General features: G+C 73.4%; 20 protein-coding genes. 14 read left to right on the top strand and 6 right to left on the bottom strand.

Annotation, left to right across the window (positions count from 1 at the left end):
- Positions 1-9 precede the first annotated feature (9 nt).
- Together ACFY3I_RS35535 and ACFY3I_RS35530 are read right to left on the bottom strand one after the other, a co-directional pair.
- Positions 10-816 (bottom strand): DUF3097 domain-containing protein, encoded by an 807-nt coding sequence (locus tag ACFY3I_RS35535; protein WP_390865106.1) that lies wholly within the window; start codon positions 814-816, stop codon positions 10-12.
- 34 nt (positions 817-850) lie between these two features.
- Positions 851-1591 (bottom strand): MBL fold metallo-hydrolase, encoded by a 741-nt coding sequence (locus tag ACFY3I_RS35530; RefSeq protein WP_390865104.1) that lies wholly within the window; start codon positions 1589-1591, stop codon positions 851-853.
- A gap of 163 nt (positions 1592-1754) precedes the next feature.
- Here ACFY3I_RS35530 and hrcA point away from each other — a divergent pair, with 163 nt between their 5' ends.
- The 5 genes from hrcA to ACFY3I_RS35505 all read left to right on the top strand — a co-directional run bounded on the left by hrcA (position 1755) and on the right by ACFY3I_RS35505 (position 6399).
- Positions 1755-2771, top strand: a complete 1017-nt coding sequence (hrcA, locus tag ACFY3I_RS35525) for a heat-inducible transcriptional repressor HrcA (RefSeq protein ID WP_362565933.1) — start codon at positions 1755-1757, stop codon at positions 2769-2771.
- Complete coding sequence (gene dnaJ, locus ACFY3I_RS35520) at positions 2772-3908, top strand: molecular chaperone DnaJ (protein ID WP_217549614.1); 1137 nt, start codon at positions 2772-2774, stop codon at positions 3906-3908.
- Positions 3909-4103: 195 nt separating this feature from the next.
- Entirely contained in the window at positions 4104-5222 is a 1119-nt protein-coding gene (locus ACFY3I_RS35515; protein ID WP_390865103.1) for a nitronate monooxygenase, read from the top strand.
- Positions 5219-5977 carry a 16S rRNA (uracil(1498)-N(3))-methyltransferase gene (locus tag ACFY3I_RS35510; RefSeq protein WP_390865102.1) on the top strand — a complete coding sequence of 253 codons (759 nt, stop codon included), beginning with the start codon at positions 5219-5221 and terminating at the stop codon, positions 5975-5977. Before ACFY3I_RS35515 ends, ACFY3I_RS35510 begins: the two co-directional genes overlap by 4 nt.
- Before the next feature lie 29 nt (positions 5978-6006).
- Complete coding sequence (locus ACFY3I_RS35505; RefSeq protein ID WP_365288830.1) at positions 6007-6399, top strand: VOC family protein; 393 nt, start codon at positions 6007-6009, stop codon at positions 6397-6399.
- On the opposite strand, the gene ACFY3I_RS35500 is transcribed toward ACFY3I_RS35505, so the two are convergent.
- Positions 6341-6736: a hypothetical protein gene (locus tag ACFY3I_RS35500; protein WP_390865101.1), complete on the bottom strand. Its 396-nt coding sequence runs from the start codon at positions 6734-6736 to the stop codon at positions 6341-6343. The two genes, ACFY3I_RS35505 and ACFY3I_RS35500, sit on opposite strands and share 59 nt — an antisense overlap.
- Positions 6737-6833: 97 nt before the next feature.
- Here ACFY3I_RS35500 and ACFY3I_RS35495 point away from each other — a divergent pair, with 97 nt between their 5' ends.
- The 5 genes from ACFY3I_RS35495 (at position 6834) to ACFY3I_RS35475 (ending at position 13076) form a co-directional block, all read left to right on the top strand.
- Positions 6834-7382 carry a hypothetical protein gene (locus ACFY3I_RS35495; RefSeq protein WP_390865100.1) on the top strand — a complete coding sequence of 183 codons (549 nt, stop codon included), beginning with the start codon at positions 6834-6836 and terminating at the stop codon, positions 7380-7382.
- A gap of 46 nt (positions 7383-7428) precedes the next feature.
- Positions 7429-10641, top strand: coding sequence for a S41 family peptidase (locus ACFY3I_RS35490; protein WP_390865098.1), 3213 nt, complete (start codon positions 7429-7431; stop codon positions 10639-10641).
- 147 nt (positions 10642-10788) lie between these two features.
- Positions 10789-11142 carry a histidine triad nucleotide-binding protein gene (locus tag ACFY3I_RS35485; protein ID WP_365288826.1) on the top strand — a complete coding sequence of 118 codons (354 nt, stop codon included), beginning with the start codon at positions 10789-10791 and terminating at the stop codon, positions 11140-11142.
- A gap of 6 nt (positions 11143-11148) precedes the next feature.
- Positions 11149-12054 carry a ribonuclease Z gene (locus ACFY3I_RS35480; protein ID WP_390865096.1) on the top strand — a complete coding sequence of 302 codons (906 nt, stop codon included), beginning with the start codon at positions 11149-11151 and terminating at the stop codon, positions 12052-12054.
- Between the two features lie 20 nt (positions 12055-12074).
- The gene (locus ACFY3I_RS35475) at positions 12075-13076 is read left to right on the top strand and encodes an adenosine deaminase (protein ID WP_365288824.1); all 1002 of its coding nucleotides are present in this window, start codon (positions 12075-12077) and stop codon (positions 13074-13076) included.
- Between the two features lie 22 nt (positions 13077-13098).
- Here the strand turns inward: ACFY3I_RS35475 and ACFY3I_RS35470 are convergent, their stop codons facing one another.
- Together ACFY3I_RS35470 and ACFY3I_RS35465 are read right to left on the bottom strand one after the other, a co-directional pair.
- A complete protein-coding gene (locus ACFY3I_RS35470) occupies positions 13099-14280 on the bottom strand; it encodes an MFS transporter (protein ID WP_390865095.1) in 1182 nt (393 codons plus the stop codon).
- 249 nt (positions 14281-14529) lie between these two features.
- Positions 14530-15309, bottom strand: coding sequence for an IclR family transcriptional regulator (locus ACFY3I_RS35465; RefSeq protein ID WP_390865094.1), 780 nt, complete (start codon positions 15307-15309; stop codon positions 14530-14532).
- Positions 15310-15463: 154 nt separating this feature from the next.
- Here ACFY3I_RS35465 and ACFY3I_RS35460 point away from each other — a divergent pair, with 154 nt between their 5' ends.
- On the top strand, positions 15464-16360 hold the full coding sequence (locus tag ACFY3I_RS35460; protein ID WP_390865161.1) for a 5-dehydro-4-deoxyglucarate dehydratase: 897 nt from the start codon (positions 15464-15466) through the stop codon (positions 16358-16360).
- 132 nt (positions 16361-16492) lie between these two features.
- Complete coding sequence (locus ACFY3I_RS35455; protein ID WP_365288820.1) at positions 16493-17668, top strand: PfkB family carbohydrate kinase; 1176 nt, start codon at positions 16493-16495, stop codon at positions 17666-17668.
- A gap of 183 nt (positions 17669-17851) precedes the next feature.
- Here the strand turns inward: ACFY3I_RS35455 and ACFY3I_RS35450 are convergent, their stop codons facing one another.
- Complete coding sequence (locus ACFY3I_RS35450; RefSeq protein WP_390865093.1) at positions 17852-18541, bottom strand: FAD binding domain-containing protein; 690 nt, start codon at positions 18539-18541, stop codon at positions 17852-17854.
- 251 nt (positions 18542-18792) lie between these two features.
- On the opposite strand from ACFY3I_RS35450, the gene ACFY3I_RS35445 reads away from it, so the two are divergent.
- Positions 18793-19860, top strand: a complete 1068-nt coding sequence (locus ACFY3I_RS35445; protein ID WP_365288818.1) for a PhoH family protein — start codon at positions 18793-18795, stop codon at positions 19858-19860.
- A 14-nt stretch (positions 19861-19874) separates the two neighbouring features.
- A complete protein-coding gene (ybeY, locus tag ACFY3I_RS35440) occupies positions 19875-20372 on the top strand; it encodes an rRNA maturation RNase YbeY (protein ID WP_351691360.1) in 498 nt (165 codons plus the stop codon).
- Positions 20373-20387 lie beyond the last annotated feature (15 nt).

Raw genomic sequence — 20387 nt, 5'->3', positions numbered from 1 at the left:
GCGCGGGGGCTACGGGGCCGTCACGAAGTCGATGAGTTCCTCCACCCGGCCGAGCAGTTCCGGTTCCAGGTCCTTGTAGGAGCCGACCCGGGCCAGGATCGCCTGCCACACCGCGCCCGTGTTGTCCGGGGGCCAGCCGAGGGCCCGGCACACGCCCGTCTTCCAGTCCTGGCCGTGCGGGACGCGCGGCCACGCCTCGATGCCGACGGCGGCGGGTTTCACCGCCTCCCAGATGTCGATGTAGGGGTGGCCGACCACCAGGGCGTGTTCGCTGGTCACCGACTGGGCGATGCGCCACTCCTTGGTGCCGGGGAGCAGGTGGTCCACCAGGACGCCGAGGCGGGCGTCGGGGCCCGGCGTGAAGTCGGCCACGATCGACGGGAGGTCGTCGACGCCCCCCAGGTACTCCACGACCACGCCCTCCACGCGCAGGTCGTCGCCCCAGACCTTCTCGACGAGTTCCGCGTCGTGGCGGCCCTCGACGTAGATGCGGCCGGCGCGGGCCACGCGCGCGCGTGCGCCGGGGACGGCGACCGAACCTGAGGCGGTGCGGGAGGGGCGTGCGGGGGCGGCGGAGGCGGGGCGTACGAGGGTGACCACCCGGCCCTCCAGGAGGAAGCCGCGCGGCTCCAGCGGGAAGACGCGGTGTTTGCCGAAGCGGTCCTCCAGGGTGACCGTGCCCGCCTCGCAGCGGATCACCGCGCCGCAGAAGCCGGTGCCGGGTTCCTCGACGACCAGGCCGGGTTCGGCGGCCACCTCGGGTGCCGGTCTCGGCTTCTTCCAGGGCGGGGTCAGGTCGGCGGAGTACTGGCGCATTCGGATGACGATAGGAGAAGCGGGGGCGGCGTGGTCACGACACGCCGAAGCGGGCGGCCAGCGCGTCGCGTTGCCGTCGTACGAACGCGGCGTCCACCACCGCTCCGTGACCGGGCACGTACCGGGCGTCCTCGCCGCCGAGGGCGAGCAGCCGGTCCAGGGCGGCCGGCCAGCGGGACGGCACGGCGTCGGGGCCCGCCTGGGGGTCTCCGGACTCCTCCACCAGGTCGCCGCAGAACACCACCGGCCGGTCGTCCGGGCCGCCGGAGTCGCCGGTGACGAGGACCGCGAGGTCGTGGGCGGTGTGACCGGGGCCGACGTCGGCCAGCAGGGCCCGGCGGCCGCCGCCGAGGTCGAGGGCGCACTCGCCGGAGACCGGGTGGCCGGGCACGGGCAGCGCGTCGGCGGACTCCTCGGCCAGGTCGGCGGGCAGGCCGTTGCGTACCGCGTCCTGGCACAGTTCCGCGCGGCCGTGCGCGAGGACGGCCTCCGCGCCGGCCGCCGCGTACACGGCGGCGCCCGCGAACACGGGGGTGCCGAAGACGTGGTCGAAGTGCGGATGGGTGAGCGCGAGATGGGTCACACGGCGCCCGGCGAGCCGCCGCGCCGCGTCGCGCAACCGCGCGCCCTCCGCCAGACTCGACCCCGCGTCCACCATCAGGGCACTGCCCGCCCCGAGAACCAGCCCGGCCGTGCAGTCCCAGCCCGGCAGCCGGCGGCGGCCGACCCCCTCGGCCAGTCGCTCCCAGCCCAGCTCTTCCCAAGTCACCGTCATACCGCGACGCTAGCCGTGGAACGCCGTGGGTCCCGACCGACCTTGCCCAGTCGGTACCCGACGGCCGTACACTGGGCCGGGGATCCTGGCACTCGGGCTCGAAGAGTGCCAGACGAAAGACCCGAAAGGCCGCGGGGACGACTTTCTGGAGGTGTGGCGCCGCATGCTGAGTGAACGCAGGCTTCAGGTATTGCGCGCCATCGTCCAGGACTACGTCGGAACCGAGGAACCGGTCGGGTCGAAGGCGCTGACCGAGCGGCACAACCTGGGCGTCTCCCCGGCGACCGTACGCAACGACATGGCCGCCCTGGAGGACGAGGGGTTCATCGCCCAGCCGCACACCAGCGCCGGGCGGATCCCCACCGACAAGGGCTACCGGCTGTTCGTGGACAAGCTGGCGGGCGTCAAACCGATGAGCGCGCCCGAGCGGCGGGCCATCCAGAACTTCCTCGACGGCGCCGTCGACCTGGACGACGTGGTGGCCCGCACGGTGCGGCTGCTGGCGCAGCTGACCAGGCAGGTCGCGGTCGTGCAGTACCCGTCGCTGACGCGGTCCACCGTGCGGCACGTGGAACTGCTCGCGCTCGCGCCGGCCCGGCTGATGCTGGTGCTGATCACCGACACCGGGCGGGTCGAGCAGCGGATGGTCGACTGTCCGGCGCCGTTCGGGGAGTCGTCGCTGGCGGACCTGCGGGCACGGCTGAACAGCCGCGTCGCCGGCCGCCGGTTCTCGGACGTGCCCCGGCTGGTGGAGGACCTGCCGGACGCATTCGAGGCCGAGGACCGCGGCACGGTCTCGGCGGTGCTCTCCACGCTGCTGGAGACGCTCGTCGAGGAGAACGAGGAGCGGCTGATGATCGGCGGCACCGCCAATCTCACCCGCTTCGGACATGACTTTCCCCTCATGATCCGGCCCGTCCTGGAGGCTCTGGAGGAACATGTCGTCCTCCTCAAGCTCATGGGCGAGGCCGGGGATTCGGGCATGACCGTACGCATCGGTCACGAGAACGCCTACGAGGGACTCAACTCCACGTCCGTGGTGTCGGTCGGTTACGGTTCGGGCGGCGAAGCACTCGCCAAACTCGGCGTGGTCGGACCGACCCGCATGGATTACCCGGGAACGATGGGAGCGGTACGAGCGGTGGCACGGTACGTCGGACAGATCCTGGCGGAGTCGTAAGTGGCCACGGACTACTACGCCGTTCTCGGCGTGCGCCGCGACGCGTCGCAGGAAGAGATCAAGAAGGCCTTCCGTCGGCTCGCGCGCGAGCTGCACCCGGACGTCAACCCGGATCCGAAGACCCAGGAGCGGTTCAAGGAGATCAACGCCGCTTACGAGGTGCTCTCGGACCCGCAGAAGAAGCAGGTCTACGACCTCGGCGGCGATCCGCTCTCGCAGAGCGGCGGCGCGGGCGCGGGCGGCTTCGGGGCGGGCGGCTTCGGGAACTTCTCGGACATCATGGACGCGTTCTTCGGCACGGCGTCGCAGCGCGGACCGCGCTCGCGCACCCGCCGCGGCCAGGACGCCATGATCCGGATCGAGGTCGAGCTGGACGAGGCGGCCTTCGGCACGACCAAGGACATCCAGGTCGACACGGCGATCGTCTGCAACACCTGCAACGGTGAGGGCGCGGCGCCGGGCACCTCGGCCCAGACGTGTGACATGTGCCGCGGGCGCGGCGAGGTGTCGCAGGTGACGCGGTCCTTCCTCGGCCAGGTCATGACCTCGCGGCCGTGCCCGCAGTGCCAGGGCTTCGGCACGGTCGTGCCGACGCCGTGCCCCGAGTGCGCCGGTGACGGCAGGGTGCGCTCGCGCCGGACGCTGACCGTGAAGATCCCCGCGGGTGTCGACAACGGCACCCGGATCCAGCTCGCCGGCGAGGGCGAGGTCGGCCCCGGCGGCGGTCCGGCCGGTGACCTGTACGTCGAGATCCACGAGCTGCCGCACTCCACGTTCCAGCGGCGCGGCGACGACCTGCACTGCACGGTGACGATCCCGATGACGGCGGCGTCGCTCGGCACGAAGGTGCCGCTGGAGACGCTGGACGGGCTGGAGGAGGTCGACATCCGGCCGGGCACCCAGTCCGGGCAGTCGATCCCGCTGCACGGGCGCGGTGTCACGCATCTGCGGGGCGGCGGCCGGGGCGACCTGATCGTCCACGTCGAGGTGACGACCCCGACCAAGCTCGACCCCGAGCAGGAACGCCTCCTGCGCGAACTGGCCAAGCTGCGCGGCGAGGAACGCCCGACGGGGCAGTTCCAACCGGGTCAGCAGGGTCTGTTCTCGCGGCTGAAGGACGCCTTCAACGGCCGCTGACGGGTCGCCCGCGACGGTCGCCGGGATCCCGGGGGTCCGCGCCCGGACCCGGACCCGGGTCGGCCCCCGGACCCGTGCGGCTGCCGCGGGGGCGTGGCGGGCGGGGACACCGTCCCTTCGGCCCGGACATGTCTGGCATGTGCCGCGGGGGCGGCCCGATTCGGTCTTGTTCGGAGGACGTGACAACATGCCGTCATGTCCTCCGCGCTGACCGATCTCTTCCCGCTTCCGATCGTGCAGGCCCCGATGGCGGGCGGGGTCTCCCTCCCGCGGCTCGCCGCCGCCGTCTCCGAGGCGGGCGGACTGGGGTTCCTGGCCGCCGGGTACAAGACCGCCGACGGGATGTACCAGGAGATCAAGCAGTTGCGGGGACTGACCGGCCGCCCCTTCGGCGTGAACCTGTTCATGCCGCAGCCGGAGCACGCCGAGTCCGGCGCGGTGGAGGTCTACGCGCAGCAGCTGGCCGGTGAGGCCGCCTGGTACGGGACCGAGCTCGGCGATCCGGACAGCGGCCGGGACGACGGCTACGACGCGAAGCTCGCCGTACTCCTGGACAACCCGGTGCCCGTGGTCTCCTTCCACTTCGGCGTGCCGGCCCGTGAGGCGCTGGAGGCCCTGCGCCGGGCGGGCACCCGCACCCTCGTCACCGCCACCACCGCCGAGGAGGCCCTGGCCGCCGAGCAGGCCGGCGCGGACGCGGTGATCGCCCAGGGCGTGGAGGCCGGCGGGCACCAGGGCACCCACCGGGACGTGCCGGAGAACGACGGTTCCGGGATCGGCCTGCTGTCCCTGGTGGCCCGGATACGCGAGACCGTGGGCATCCCGGTGGTCGCCGCCGGCGGCATCATGCGCGGCAGCCAGATCGCCGCCGTGCTCGCCGCGGGCGCCAGCGCCGCCCAGCTGGGCACCGCCTTCCTCGCCACCCCCGAGTCCGGTGCCGCCGACCCGTACAAGCGGGCGCTGACCGACCCGCTGTTCACCCGGACCGCGCTGACCCGCGCGTTCTCCGGCCGGCCGGCCCGAGGCCTGGTCAACCGCTTCATGCGCGAGCACGGCCCGTACGCGCCCGCCGCCTACCCCGAGGTGCACCACCTCACCTCCCCGCTGCGCAAGGCCGCCGCCGCGGCCGGGGACGCGCAGGGCATGGCGCTGTGGGCGGGGCAGGGGCACCGGATGGTCAGGGAGCTGCCCGCGGGGCGGCTCGTGGAGGTCCTCGCGGAGGAACTCGCCGCGGCGTCGACAGTGTTGTCGTCCACGACCGGCGCGGACGGCGGTGCCCTGGGCGGTACGGACGTGACGGGAGCCGGGCGGTGACCGCCCCGGTGTTCGTGCTCGACCCGCTGGTCGTGCCCGACTTCTCCGGTGGCGAGGTCGTCCTGGACGGTCCCGAGGGCCGGCACGCCGTCTCCGTGAAGCGGCTGCAGCCCGGTGAGGACGTCATCCTCACCGACGGGCGCGGACGCTGGGGCGAGGGCGTCGTCAGGGCCGCCGAGGGCAAGGACCGGCTGGTCGTGACGGGCCTGGGGCAGCTCCACGAGGAGCCCCTTCCGCAGCCCCGTATCACCGTCGTCCAGGCCCTGCCCAAGGGCGACCGCGGCGAGGTCGCCGTGGAGACCATGACCGAGGTGGGCGTCGACGCGGTGGTGCCCTGGCAGGCCGCGCGCTGCATCACCCAGTGGAAGGGCGAGCGGGGAGTGAAGTCCCTCGCGAAGTGGCGGGCCACCGCCCGCGAGGCCGGCAAGCAGTCCCGCCGGGTGCGCTTCCCGGAGATCGCGGACGCGGCCACCACCAGGCAGGTCGCCGCGCTGCTCGCCGGCGCCGCCCTGGCCGTCGTGCTCCACTCCGACTTCGAGCACGGCAGCGAACCGCTCGCCACCGCGCCGCTGCCCGCCGAGGGCGAGATCGTGCTGGTCGTCGGCCCCGAGGGGGGTGTCGCCCGGGACGAGCTGGCGCTCTTCGAGGAGGCGGGTGCGAGGGCCTGCACCCTGGGGCCTACCGTGATGCGCACATCGACCGCCGGGACCGCGGCCACCGCGCTGCTCCTCGGACGTACCGGCCGGTGGTCCTGACCCGTACGACAGCACAGGGGGAACGCGCCGTGGAACTCGCCCAGGTCCGGCTTCTGGTGTCCGACTTCGCCGCCTGCTACCGCTTCTACGCCGAGGTGCTCGGGCTGAGGCCGCAGTCGGGGGCGAGCGAGGGACCGTACGAGAAGTTCAGTCCGCACGCCGGGTCGGCGGGGATAGCCCTGCAGGACCGGACGATGATGGCCGAGGTGCTGGGCGAGGTGGGGGACACCGCGACCGGGCACCGTTCGCTGGTGGTGCTGCGCGTCGACGACCTGGACGCCTACTGCGAGCAGATAGCCGCCCGGGGCGCGGTCCTGGTGCAGGGGCCGGCGCCGATGACCGAACGCATGCGCGTCGCCCATCTCAAGGACCCCGAGGGCAATCTGGTGGAGCTTCAGGAGTGGCTGCTGCTGCGTACCTGACGGCGGCCGCGGGGAGCAGTTCCCAGCCGTCCAGATCGGCGTGGCGGTCCAGTAGCCGGCGGTGCGCCGTCTCGTCGACGAACGCGCGTACGGCGCCGGGTCGGTGCAGGTTGAGATGGTTGTCGTCGGCGTCGCCCACCAGACCCTGGAACCAGTAGCCGCCCGTCACCACGCGGCCCGGTCCCTCCTCGAAGACGATCCGGGTCCGCACACCGTCCCGGTGCAGGGTGAGGACGGTGCGGGCCGGTTCGCCGGACCGGTTGCGGTGCCGGACCTTCCACCGGTAGACGGTGCCCGCGTCCACGACGAGGGTTCTCAGCCTGTGGTCACTGTGCACGCCGTCAGGCTACCGCCCTTCCGGGGGACGTACTCGAACGCGTGAGTGGCCGTCCGCCCCCTACCGTCACGGGCGGGACGGTGGCAGGCTGCCTTTCATGGGGGCATTGAGGCCTGTTCTGCGAGGGCCGCGGACGACCAGGGCGGCGGCCGTGGCGGGGCTCGTGGCGATCGCCGTGGCAGGCGTGGTGGGCTGTCAGCCCACCGACCTGAACTCCGCGACCGTCGCGTTCACCACCGACCGGACCGCCACCGCGGAACTGAAACGGCAGCACGTCGACGTCAACTGGCTGACCTGCACCGGAAACTACGGTTCCGCCGCCCCGAAGGCGCCCTCGGCGTCCGAGACGTCCGTCGTCTCGGTGGACTGCCGGGGCAGGACCAGGGACGGCCGGGACATCACCGTCACCGGCCGGGTCACCAAGGCGGTCAGCGGCGCCTGCGTGCGCGGGAACCTGGTCGCGAAGGTCGGCGGCAAGGAGTGGTTCCGGGTCGACGGCCTCGGCGACTGCGACGCCACCCCCGCACCCGCGTACAGCACCTACCGGCCGCCCACCTACGGACAGCGGCCGGGCCCCACCGTGACCGTGACGAAGACCCTCTGGTGCCAGGGCGACCCCAAGTGCTGGCCGGTGCAGGGCAAGTGATCGAAATCGGCCGACGCGATCGGGCCGCGGTGCATAGGCTGGGCGAGTGACTCAGGGTGCAGCGACAGGACCGCGGTCCTACCTCCGATTTCCCCATGTCCACGGCGACCTGGTCGCCTTCACCGCCGAGGACGACGTGTGGCTCGCGCCCCTGGACGGCGGACGGGCCTGGCGGGTCAGCGCCGACAACGTCCCGGTGACCCTGCCGCGCATCTCGCCCGACGGGACCACCCTCGCCTGGACCTCCACCCGCGACGGCGCCCCCGAGGTCCACGTCGCCCCCGTCGACGGCGGCCCGTCCACCCGCCTGACGCACTGGGGGAGTTCGCGCACCCAGGTGCGCGGCTGGACCGATGACGGACAGGTCCTCGCCATCAGCACCTACGGCCAGTCCAGCCTCCGGCGCAGCTGGGCGAGGACCGTCCCGCTCGACGGCGGCCCGTCCACCGTCCTGCCCTACGGCCCGGTCGGTCATGTCGCCGACGGCCCGCACACCGTGCTGCTGTCCGCGCCGATGGGGCGGGAGGCGGCCTGGTGGAAGCGGTACCGGGGCGGCACGGCCGGGAAGCTGTGGATCGACCGGGCCGGGGACGGCGAGTTCGTACGGCTCCACGAGGATCTGGACGGGAACCTGGAGTACCCGACGTGGGCGGGGGAGCGGATAGCGTTCCTCTCCGACCACGAGGGCACCGGGGCGCTGTACTCCTCCCTCGCCGACGGTTCCGACCTGCGCCGGCACACCCCCCTCGACGGGTTCTACGCCCGGCACGCGGCCGGCGACGGCACCCGGGTCGTCTACGCCTCGGCCGGTGAACTCTGGCTCCTGGACGACCTGGAGGGGGCCGAGCCGCGCCGGCTGGACATCCGGCTGGGCGGGGCCCGGGTGGACCGGCAGCCGCACCCGGTCAGCGCCGCCCACTGGTTCGGCTCCGCCTCGCCCGACCACACCGCGCGCGGCAGCGCCGTCCTGGTCCGCGGCGGCGTGCACTGGGTGACCCACCGGTCGGGCCCGGCCCGCGCCCTCGCCGACCGGCCCGGGGTGCGGGCCCGGCTGCCCGTCACCTTCCGCGCGGACGCGGAGGAGTGGGTGGTGTGGGTGACGGACGCCGAGGGCGACGACGCCCTGGAGTTCGCGCCCGCCACCGGTCCGGTGCCCGGCTCCACCCCGCGCCGGCTCGCCGCCGGACAGCTCGGCCGGGTCCTGGACCTCGCCGTCGCCCCCGACGGCGGCCGGGTCGCGGTCGCCGCGCACGACGGACGCCTCCTGCTCGTCGAACGCGAGACCGGCGAGGTGCGCGAGGTCGACCGCAGCGAGGACGGTGACGTCTCCGGGCTCGCGTTCTCGCCCGACTCCGGCTGGCTGGCCTGGTCCCATCCCGGCGCCGGCGGGCTCGCCCAGCTCCGCCTCGCCCACACCACCGACCTGACGGTCACCGAGGCGACGCCGCTGCGGTTCCAGGACTACGCGCCCGTCTTCACCCGGGACGGCAGACACCTCGCGTTCCTCTCCACCCGGTCCTTCGACCCGGTCTACGACGAGCACGTCTTCGACCTGGCCTTCGTGGTCGGCGACCGGCCGCACCTGATCACCCTGGCGGCGACCACCCCCTCGCCGTTCGGCCCGCAGCGGCACGGACGCCCCTTCGAGACGCCCGACAAGGACGAGACCCCGGACTCCGAGGGCACCCCGGCCACCCGGATCGACCTGGAGGGCCTCGCCGACCGGATCGTGCCCTTCCCCGTCGAGGCCGGCCGGTACTCCGGGCTGCGCGCCGCCAAGGACGGCGTGCTGTGGCTGCGCCACCCGGTGCGCGGGGTGCTCGGCGCCTCCCGCGCCCACCCCGAGGACCCCGACCCGAAGACCGAGCTGGAGCGCTACGACCTGGCTCAGCAGCGCATCGAGTACCTCGCCTCCGACGCCGACCACTTCGAGGTCAGCGGCGACGGCAAACGCGTCCTGCTGTGGGCCGACGGCAAGCTCAAGGTCGTGCCCAGCGACCGCCGGGCCTCGGGCGACGACGACAGCGACAGCAACATCACCGTCGACCTGTCCCGTGTCCGGCAGATGCTCGACCCGGCCGCCGAGTGGCGGCAGATGTTCGACGAGACCGGCCGCATCATGCGGGACCAGTTCTGGCGGCCGGACCTCGGCGGCGTCGACTGGGACGGCGTCCTGGCCCGCTACCGTCCGCTCGTCGAGCACGTCGCCACCCACGACGACCTGGTCGACCTGCTGTGGGAGGTGCAGGGCGAACTGGGCACCTCGCACGCCTACGTCACCCCGCGCGGCGGCTACGGCCACGGGCCCCGCCAGGGCCTGCTGGGCGCGGACCTCTCCCGGCACCCGGACGGCAGCTGGCGGATCGACCGGATCCTGCCCGCCGAGACCTCCGACCCCGGCGCCCGCTCCCCGCTGGCAGCACCCGGCGTCGCGGTGCGCCCGGGCGACGCGATCGTGGCCGTCGCGGGCCGGGCCGTCGACCCGGTGACCGGACCCGGGCCGCTGCTGGTCGGCACGGCCGGCAAGGCGATCGAGCTGACCGTGTCGCCGGCGGGCGGCGGCGAGCTGCGCCACCCCGTCGTCGTGCCGGTGGCGGACGAGGAACCGCTGCGCTACCACGCGTGGGTGGCCGGCCGGCGGGCCCGTGTGCACGAACTGTCCGAGGGCCGGCTGGGGTATCTCCACGTGCCGGACATGCAGGCACCCGGCTGGGCGCAGATCCACCGCGACCTGAGCGTGGAGATGGCCCGCGAGGGCATCGTCGTGGACGTCCGGGAGAACCGCGGCGGGCACACCTCCCAGCTCGTCGTGGAGAAGCTGGCCCGCCGGATCGTCGGCTGGAACCTGCCGCGCGGCATGCGCCCGTTCAGCTATCCGAAGGACGCGCCGCGGGGTCCGGTGGTCGTCGTCGCCAACGAGTTCTCGGGCTCCGACGGGGACATCGTCAACGCGGCGGCCAAGGCGCTGGGCATCGGCCCGGTGGTCGGCACCCGCACCTGGGGCGGTGTGATCGGCATCGACAGCCGCTACCGGCTGGTCGACGGCACGCTGGTCACCCAGCCGAAGTACGCGTTCTGGCTGGAGGGCTACGGCTGGGGCGTGGAGAACCACGGCGTCGACCCGGACGTGGAGGTCGTACAGACCCCGCAGGACTGGGGTGCGGGACGCGATCCCCAACTGGACGAGGCGGTACGGATCGCGCTGGAGTCGCTGGAGACGACGCCCGCGAAGGAGCCGCCGACGTTGCCGACGGACTGAGGGGCGCGGGCCCGGCGGAGGGGCGCGGCCGTGTCGGCCGCGCGGCTCCGTCCCGGGGGCGCGGCAAGCCCTCGCCGGACTCCCGCCGGACCCGCGGCCGACGGCGATACGATGCCCCCGAAACCGATCACCGGTCGAGGAGGAAAAGTGGCAGGGGAACCCCAGGACGACTGCCTGTTCTGCAAGATCGCCGCGGGTCACGTCCCCGCGACGGTCGTCCGCGAGACCGGCACCACCGTCGCCTTCCGGGACATCAACCCCCAGGCCCCGACCCACGTCCTGGTGATCCCGAGGGTCCACTACGAGAACGCGGCCGAACTCGCCGGGGCCGAACCCGCCGTCGCCGCCGACATGCTGCGCGAGGCGCAGGCCGTCGCCGACGACGAGAAGCTGGACAGCTACCGCATCGTCTTCAACACCGGCAGCGGCGCGGGCCAGACCGTCTGGCACGCGCACGCCCACGTCCTCGGGGGCCGCGGCCTGCAGTGGCCGCCCGGATAGCCGGCCGTGTCCGTCCGTGAACTGGTGGTCCTCGGCACCGCCAGCCAGGTTCCCACCCGGCACCGCAACCACAACGGCTACCTGCTGCGCTGGGACGGCGAGGGCATCCTCTTCGACCCCGGCGAGGGCACCCAGCGGCAGATGGTGCGGGCCGGGGTCGCCGCCCACGACCTGAACCGGATCTGCGTCACCCACTTCCACGGCGACCACAGCCTCGGGCTCGCCGGCGTCATCCAGCGCGTCAACCTCGACCAGGTACCGCACCCGGTGACCGCGCACTACCCGAAGTCCGGACAGCGGTTCTTCGACCGGCTCCGGTACGCCACCGCCTACCGGGAGACGGTCGGCGTCACCGAGGCCCCGGTCGACGCGGACGGCGACCTCGCCACCACCGCGTCGTACACGCTCCAGGCCAGGAAGCTGTCCCACCCCGTCGAGTCCTACGGCTACCGGCTGGTCGAGCCCGACGGCCGGCGCATGCTGCCCGACCGGCTCGCCGCGCACGGCGTCCGGGGGCCGGACGTCGGCCGCCTCCAGCGTGACGGCCGCCTCGGGGACGTCACCCTGGACCAGGTCAGCGAGGTGCGCCGCGGGCAGCGGTTCGCGTTCGTGATGGACACCCGGCTCTGCGAGGGCGTGCACGCCCTCGCGGAGGACTGCGACCTGCTCGTCATCGAGTCCACGTTCCTCGACGAGGACGCCGGACTCGCCGCCGACCACGGCCATCTGACCGCCGGGCAGGCGGCCGGGGTCGCACGGGAGGCGGGGGTGCGGCACCTCGTGCTGACCCACTTCAGCCAGCGCTACGCGGACCCCGAGGAGTTCGAGCGGCAGGCGCGGGCCGCCGGCTACGAGGGCGAGCTGACCGTCGCCCACGACCTGCTCCGAGTGCCGGTTCCAAAGCGCAGGTGAAGCGGCTTTACGATGCTTTGATGCCCCTCCCCAAAGCTGAACTGCACCTCCACATCGAAGGCACCCTGGAACCGGAGCTGGCGTTCCGGCTCGCCGAGCGCAACGGCGTCCGGCTGCCGTACGCGGACACCGAGGCGCTCCGCGAGGCCTACCGGTTCAAGGATCTCCAGTCCTTCCTGAACCTGTACTACGAGCTGATGACCGTCCTGCGTACCGAGCAGGACTTCGAGGACCTCGCCGAGGCCTATCTGACGCGGGCCGCCGCGCAGGGCGTGCGGCACGCCGAGATCTTCTTCGACCCGCAGGCGCACATCGCGCGGGGCGTGCCCATGGGCACGATCGTCGAGGGGCTGTGGCGGGCGCTCGGCCGGAGCACCGAGAACCACGGGATGTCCACCCGGCTGATCATGTGCTTCCTGCGGGACGAGTCCGCCGACTCGGCACTGGAGACGCTGGAGGCCGCCCGGCCGCACCTGGGCCGGATCATCGGCGTCGGGCTGGACTCGGCCGAGGTCGGCCACCCGCCGGCCAAGTTCCGCGAGGTGTACGAGATGGCCGCCGACCTCGGGCTGCGGCGCGTGGCGCACGCCGGTGAGGAGGGGCCGCCCTCCTACATCACCGAGGCGCTGGACGTGCTCGGCGTGGAGCGCGTCGACCACGGGCTGCGCTGCCTGGAGGACCCGGACCTGGTCGAGCGCCTGGTGCGGGAGCGGATCCCGCTGACGCTGTGCCCGCTGTCCAACGTGCGGCTGCGCGCGGTGGACACGCTCGCCGAGCACCCGCTCCCGGCGATGCTGGAGGCGGGCCTGCTGTGCACGGTCAACTCCGACGACCCGGCCTACTTCGGCGGCTACGTCGCCGACAACTACCACGCGGTGCGCGACACCCTCGGCCTGTCGAAGGAGCAGATGCGGGAGCTGGCCCGCAACTCCTTCCGCGCGTCCTTCCTGGAGGACGACGAGGACCTGCGGTCCCGCTACCTCGCCGAGGTGGACGCCCACGAGTTCGGCGACAGGCACTGAGGGCCGGACCGGGGGACAGCCCTCAGGCGGCGACGTCCAGCCGTACCGTCTCCTCGGCGAGTACCGGGTAGGCCGTCGTGACGGTGGTGGTCCTGCGCCGCAGTGCCACCGCCGTCAACGGGACCGCGACCGCCAGCAGACCCACCGCCAGGACGGTCCCCATCGCCGGGAAACCGGCCCGGGCCGACAGCAGGCTGCCGGTCATCGGGCCCATGGCCGTCCCCAGCGAGGACGCCGACCCGACCAGTACGGCCCAGCGGCCGCGCGGGTCCAGGGAGGCGGCCAGCCCTATGACGTACGACAGCACGACCGGGTAGACCAGGTTCCACGCGATCTCGCCGGACGCGAACGTCGTCAGGTCCGTGGCGGACGCGCTGAGGGCGATGCAGCCGGCGATCAGCACCGTGCCGAGCCCGATCGGCAGGGCCTGCCCGAGCCGCGGGCCGAGCGCGCCCGCCCCGACCACACCCAGCAGCCCGGCGCCGAGCGCCACCGCGAACACCGCGCCGACGGTCACCTCGCTCAGGTGCGCCTGCGTCAGGCCGATCCGGCCGCTCACGCCCCACAGCGAGTTCTGCGCGGCCGACCAGCAGGGCATCGCGGCGGCCAGCAGCAGCCCGGAGCGCAGGTGCGGCAGGCGGGGACCGGAGGTGACGGCGACCGTCCGCGCGGTACGGGGGGACAGCCGGGCGGTGAGCGGCCAGACGGCCAGCGCGGTGAGCGCGATCGCGGCGAGGGGCTGCGCGTGGCCGGGGCCGAGGTGCGGGACCGTCAGGTAGACGGCACCGGCGAGGGCGGAGACGCCGAGCAGGCCGAGGGTCGTGATCCGGTGCGGGTCCCGCTGCGCCGCGATGCCGGTGGCGGCGACCGCGGTGATCGTGCCGGAGCCGAAACCGCCGGCCATCGCGCCGGCCACGACGGCCGGCACGTGGGTGGTGAGGGCGGCGCCGCCGTAGCCGAGGACGGCGAGCAGGAGGCCGGCGCGGGCGAGGGCGCGGGGGCCGAAGCGGTCCACGCGGGACGCCAGCAGGAAGCCGGCCGTTGCGGAACTCAGCAGCAGGGCGCTTCCGATGACTCCCGCCTGGGTGGCCGAGACCGGGAGCCCCGAGTCGAGCCTGCCGACGGTGGTGGGGAGCAGGTAGGGGGCGAGGTACCCGGCCGTGAAGAGGGCGACGAGGGGCCAGGGGGTGGTGCGGGCGAACACGGGCGTTCCCAGGGCATGCGAAAGGAGCGACGGAGCGGGGGGATTGGGCGCAGGCCGTCGAGGGACAGGAACGCGCGGGCAATTTGTATCAAGTGGGGGGAGGACGGAAGAAGGGGAGGCGGTGTGATCTGGGTCATGTTCGGTTTGAGGCATGACCGGAGGGGTAGCAGCGCCGGGCGTCACGGGGCCGTGGGGCCGGTCGGCGGCCGGGTGCCGCGTGCGCGAGGACCGCGCGGAAAGGCCGGGCGGTCAGCGCCAGTTGGCCGTGCCGCCGGGCGGTGTGGCCGACTCGATCCGGGAGCGGGTCTCCCTCATCACCGTCACGATCTCCGCCTCGTGCTCCGGGGTCAGGCGGGTCACCGGTACCGAGCAGCTGATCGCGTCCAGGGCCGGGCTGTCGTAGCGCAGGGCGAAGCCGAAGCCGACGATGCCGGTGACGCTTTCCTCGCGGTCGACCGCGTAGCCGCGGGCCAGGACCCCGGCGAGGTCGGCGGCCAGCGCGTCCCGTGTGGTGTGCGTGCGGGGGGTCAGGTCCTCGTAGGGGCCCTCGGGGAGGCTCCCGGCGGGGCGCTCCGCGAGGAGCGCCTTGCCCAGCGCGCCCGCGTGGGCCGGCAGCCTGCGCCCCACCCTGCTGATCGTGCGCAGGTACTCGTGGGACTCCCGGGTCGCCAGGTAGGCCACGTTCGGGCCGTCCAGGCGGCCCAGGTGGACGGTCTCGCCCAGCTCCTGGGACGCCTCGTCCAGGTAGGGGCGTACGAGGCGGACCCGCGGGTCGGAGTCCAGGTAGCTGGTGCCGGTGAGCAGGCTGCGGATGCCGACGCCGTAGAGGGAGCCGGTGGTGTCGGTGCGGACCCAGCCGCGGGCGATCAGGGTCTGCAGCAGCGCGTACATCGAGCTGCGCGGGACGCCGAGTTCGTCCGCGAGTTCCTGGAGGCGGGCCGGCCGGTCGCCGCGGGCCGCCAGCAGCTCCAGCAGCTCCACCGTGCGGGCCGCGGACTTCACCTCGCGCACGCCTGCTGTCTCGGACATGAGCAGATCGTAAGGGGCCGGGGCCGGACGCGTCGTTGACCCCGGGTGTTCGCGTATCTAGTCTCTATTCTTGTACGTGGATGACGTCTACATAGGGAGATGAATCGCGGTGACCGGACAGCCGGAGGGCGTGGTGCGCAGGCTGCGGGACGGGATGGCGGGCGGGGTGCTGTCGTTCCCGCTCACCTCCTTCCACGCCGACGGATCCCTGGACCCGGACGGATTCCGGGAGTACGTCGGCGGGCAGCTGGCCGCCGGGCCCGGTGCCCTCTTCCCGGCCTGCGGGACGGGCGAGTTCTTCTCGCTGGACGAGGACGAGTACCGGCAGGTCGTCACCGTCGCCGTCGAGGAGGCCGGCGGCCGGGTGCCCGTCGTCGCCGGAGTCGGGTACGGCTGGGCCCAGGCCGCGCGGTTCGCGCGCGTCGCCGAGGAGGCGGGCGCCGACGCCCTGCTCGTCCTGCCGCACTACCTCGTCGCCGCCCCGCAGGACGGCCTGGTCGCACAGCTGGAGCGGATCGCGGCCCGGACGTCCCTCCCGCTCATCGCCTACCAGCGGGGACAGGTCGCCTACACGGCCGACTCGCTCAGGCGCATCGCCCGCATCCCCGGCGTCATCGGGCTCAAGGACGGGCACAGCGACCTGGACCGGCTCCAGCGCCTCACCCTCGCCGCCCCCGAGGGCTTCCTGCTCTTCAACGGCGCCGCCACCGCCGAGATCCAGGCCCGCGCCTACGCCACCGTCGGCGTCCCCGCCTACTCCTCCGCCGTGCACGCCTTCGCGCCCGAGATCGCCGACGCCTTCTTCGCCGCCCTCGGCGCCGGGGACCACGGCACGGTCGACAAGCTGCTGCGCGACTTCTACGTCCCGTTCGTCGAACTGCGCGACCAGGCACCCGGATACGCGGTGTCGCTGGTGAAGGCGGCGGCCCGGCTCCGCGGCCGGCCGGTCGGCCCCGTGCGCGCCCCGCTCACCGACCCCGGCCCCGCCCACCTCGCCGTCCTCCGGGACCTGCTGGCCACCGGACTCGGCCTCGTGGGCGCGGCCCCGTGAACCCCACGGCCACCGGCGTCCGCCCGGCGCCCCCGGCGGCCCGCCGCCGCTGAGCCCGCGCGACGAGACCCTTCGCCGCCGCCGCGCATGGTGCAGACTGGCCGGATCCGCACCACGTCCAGGGAGCGCACCGTGACCGCGTCCAACGCGTTCGCCGGAGAGGAACCGGAGTACCTCGACGACGACAGAGGAGCAACGAGACCGCAGGACGACGCGCAGGTCGACCCGCTGGCCGGCCTGCGCACGCCCGAGGACCCGCCCTGGGACGTCTACCTCACCGGCACGGTCTTCCTCGACATCGTCTTCACCGGCCTGCACTCCGCCCCCGTGCGCGGCACCGAGTCCTGGGCCCGGGGCATGGGATCCAGCCCCGGCGGCATCGCCAACATGGCCACCGCCCTGGCCCGGCTCGGCCTGAGGACCTCCCTCGCGGCGGCCTTCGGCGACGACCACTACGGCGAGTACTGCTGGGACGCCCTCGAACAGGGGGAGGGCATCGACCTCTCGCCGTCGCGGACCGTGCGCGGCTGGCACTCGCCGGTCACCGTGTCCATGGCGTACGAGGGCGAGCGGACCATGGTCTCGCACGGCCACGAGCCACCCGCCGACACGCTGTTCCGGCAGCAGAACGCCCCCGGCCACCCGGCGCACGCACGGGCCGCCGTGGCCTCCCTCACGCCCGGCACCCGCAACCCCTGGATCGCCAGGGCCGCCGCCGAGGGCACCCGGATCTTCGCCGACGTCGGCTGGGACGACACCGGCGCCTGGGACCTGGCCGGCCTCGCCGATCTCGAACACTGCGAGGCGTTCCTGCCGAACGCGGAGGAGGCCCGCCGGTACACCGGCGCCGACTGCCCGCGGGCCGCGGCGCACGCCCTCACCGAGTACGTGCCCCTCGCCGTCGTCACCCTCGGAGCGGAGGGCGCCTACGCGGTCGACGGGCGGACCGGGGAGTCCGCGGAGGTCCCGGCGATCGCCGTGGAGGCCCTCGACCCGACCGGCGCGGGCGACGTCTTCGTCGCCGGGTTCGTCACCGGCACGCTCGCCGACTGGCCGCTGGCCGACCGCCTCGCCTTCGCGGGCCTGACCGCCGCCCTCTCCGTCCAGGAGTTCGGCGGCTCGCTGTCCGCGCCGGGCTGGTCGGAGATCGGGGCCTGGTGGCGCAGGGTCCAGTCGGTGGACGGCCAGGACCCGGCGGCACTGGCGCGGTACGCGTTCCTGGACGGCGTGGTGCCGCAGGAGGACCGGGTGCGGCCGTGGCCGCTGCGGAGAGCGGTGCCGACGATCGGATTCGGCCGCTCGACGTGACAGCCGTGCGGGTGCCGGGTGCCGGGTGCGGGATGCCTGGGGTTGTGGGCGGGTGCGGCGCCGTCGTGGTTGTTCGCGCAGTTCCCCGCGCCCCTGAAGGGGCGCTACGGCCGACGCCCCTGAAAGGGGCGCGGGGAACTGCGCGAACGGCCCGCGGCCGACCAGCGGGCGCCGGCTCCGGGACTACCCTCCGAGCACCTGGGAGACCTGCGACCGCACGAGCGCCCGTCCGGCCTCCGACACCCCGGCCAGCGGCCCGGCGAACAGTTCCTCCACCCCGCCCCCCTCGGCGCCCACACTCCCGCGGCTCAGCTCGTACCTCTCCCGTACCGCGACCCGCAGCACACCCTCCGGGTCCACCGCCGCCGCCGCGATCGTCGGCACCTCGCCGCCCGCCGGGTCCGCGACCTTCGCGTACGCGCCCCGCACCGGCTCCCGCCAGCGCAGTGCCAGCAGCACCGGCGCCTTGGCCTCCAGCTCGGACAGGTCCACCTCGTCCACCCCGTCCGCGGTGAGCACCTCGGCCCACGCGTCCAGCACGATCGCCGCCGGCAGCAGGTCCCGCAGGGTCGACCCGGCGATGTTCCCGCCCACCGTCGCCGTCCTGCGCACCGAGCCCGTCCCGACCCCCTTCGCCGCTGTCCGCAGCACCTCCGGAACCCGGTCGTCCACCTGGTGCAGGAGCACCGCGCCCCCCAGCACGCCGTCCCCTATCGCGGTGGCCTCCGGCACCTTCCGCAGCGACACCGCCTGTTCCGGGAAGCCGTCCCGCTGCCACACGGCCCAGACGAGGGTGGCGCCGCCGACGGGTATCGCCCCCTCGGACAGGCACTGGCGGGCCTCGGACACCGACGTGGGCAGACGCAAGCGCACGGCTACCTGCTCTCTGGACGGACAGGTGGCGCGGAGCGGACGCGGCCCCCCGGCCACGCGTGGCAGTGACGGCCCGGATTCTGCCCCGGCGCACCGGAGCGCATGCAGGGCTCACGGCTGCAACGGGGGCGCCTTCCGCTGTGAAAAGTCCTACGGCGTTGTCACCCAGGCGTCGTACGCTTGGTATCGCGAGGCCGCCCTCAGCTACGCGGCCGTTAAGAGGAGGAACCGCAGGCCTTCAGCGCCGGCCCATGACTCAGACACCCACAGCTCACACTCCCGCGCAGCAGCAGGCCCGAGCTCAGTTCGAGGTTCCCGCCCAGCATCCGATGGTCAGCGTGCTGGGATCCGGCGACGCCCTGCTGCGCGTGATCGAGAAGGCCTTCCCGGCGGCCGACATCCACGTCCGGGGCAATGAGATCAGCGCGGTCGGCGAGGCGCGCGAAGTCGCCCTCGTCCAGCGTCTGTTCGACGAGATGATGCTGGTGCTCCGCACCGGGCAGCCGATGACGGAGGACGCAGTGGAACGCTCGATCGCCATGCTGCGGGCGAGCGAGAACGGGGAGGGCCCGGAGGAGACCCCGGCCCAGGTTCTGACGCAGAACATCCTGTCCTCGCGCGGCCGGACCATCCGCCCCAAGACCCTCAACCAGAAGCGGTACGTCGACGCGATCGACAAGCACACGATCGTCTTCGGCATCGGCCCCGCCGGTACCGGCAAGACCTACCTCGCCATGGCCAAGGCGGTGCAGGCCCTGCAGTCCAAGCAGGTCAACCGCATCATCCTGACCCGGCCCGCGGTCGAGGCGGGCGAGCGGCTCGGCTTCCTGCCGGGCACGCTCTACGAGAAGATCGACCCGTACCTGCGGCCGCTGTACGACGCGCTGCACGACATGCTCGACCCGGACTCGATCCCGCGCCTGATGGCGGCCGGGACGATCGAGGTGGCGCCGCTGGCCTACATGCGCGGCCGCACCCTCAACGACGCCTTCATCATTCTCGACGAGGCCCAGAACACCTCGCCCGAGCAGATGAAGATGTTCCTGACCCGGCTCGGCTTCGAGTCGAAGATCGTGATCACCGGTGACGTGACGCAGGTCGACCTGCCCAACGGCACCAAGTCGGGTCTGCGCCAGGTGCAGGACATCCTGGACGGCGTGGACGACGTGCACTTCTCCCGGCTGACGTCCCACGATGTCGTACGGCACAAGCTGGTGGGCCGTATCGTCGACGCGTACGAGAAGTACGACAGCAAGCACGGCACGGAGAACGGCTCGCACCAGGGCGGCCGCTCGAAGTCCGGGCACAAGGGGAAGTAGACAAGCACCGCGCCATGTCGATCGACGTCAACAACGAGTCCGGAACCGAGGTCGACGAGCAGGCGATCCTCGACATCGCCCGCTACGCCCTCGCGCGGATGCGCATCCACCCGCTCTCCGAGCTCTCGGTGATCGTCGTGGACGCCGACGCCATGGAGCAGCTGCACATCCAGTGGATGGACCTGCCAGGGCCGACCGATGTCATGTCCTTCCCGATGGACGAGCTGCGGCCGCCGTCGAAGGACGAGGACGAGCCGCCGCAGGGGCTGCTCGGCGACATCGTGCTCTGCCCGGAGGTCGCCGCCAAGCAGGGCGCCGAGGCCGACACCCAGCACTCCATGGACGAGGAGCTCCAGCTGCTCACCGTCCACGGAGTGCTGCACCTGCTCGGCTACGACCACGAGGAGCCCGACGAGAAGGCCGAGATGTTCGGCCTGCAGGCGGCCATCGTGGACGGCTGGCGCGGGGAGAAGGGCCTGACCGGCCCCTCGCCGGCGCCGACGGTCTCGTAGCGGGGCGGTAGTCCT

Source organism: Streptomyces sp. NPDC001068, assembly GCF_042897315.1.
GTDB lineage: Bacteria > Actinomycetota > Actinomycetes > Streptomycetales > Streptomycetaceae > Streptomyces.
This window is presented reverse-complemented; position numbering and strand designations above follow the sequence as displayed.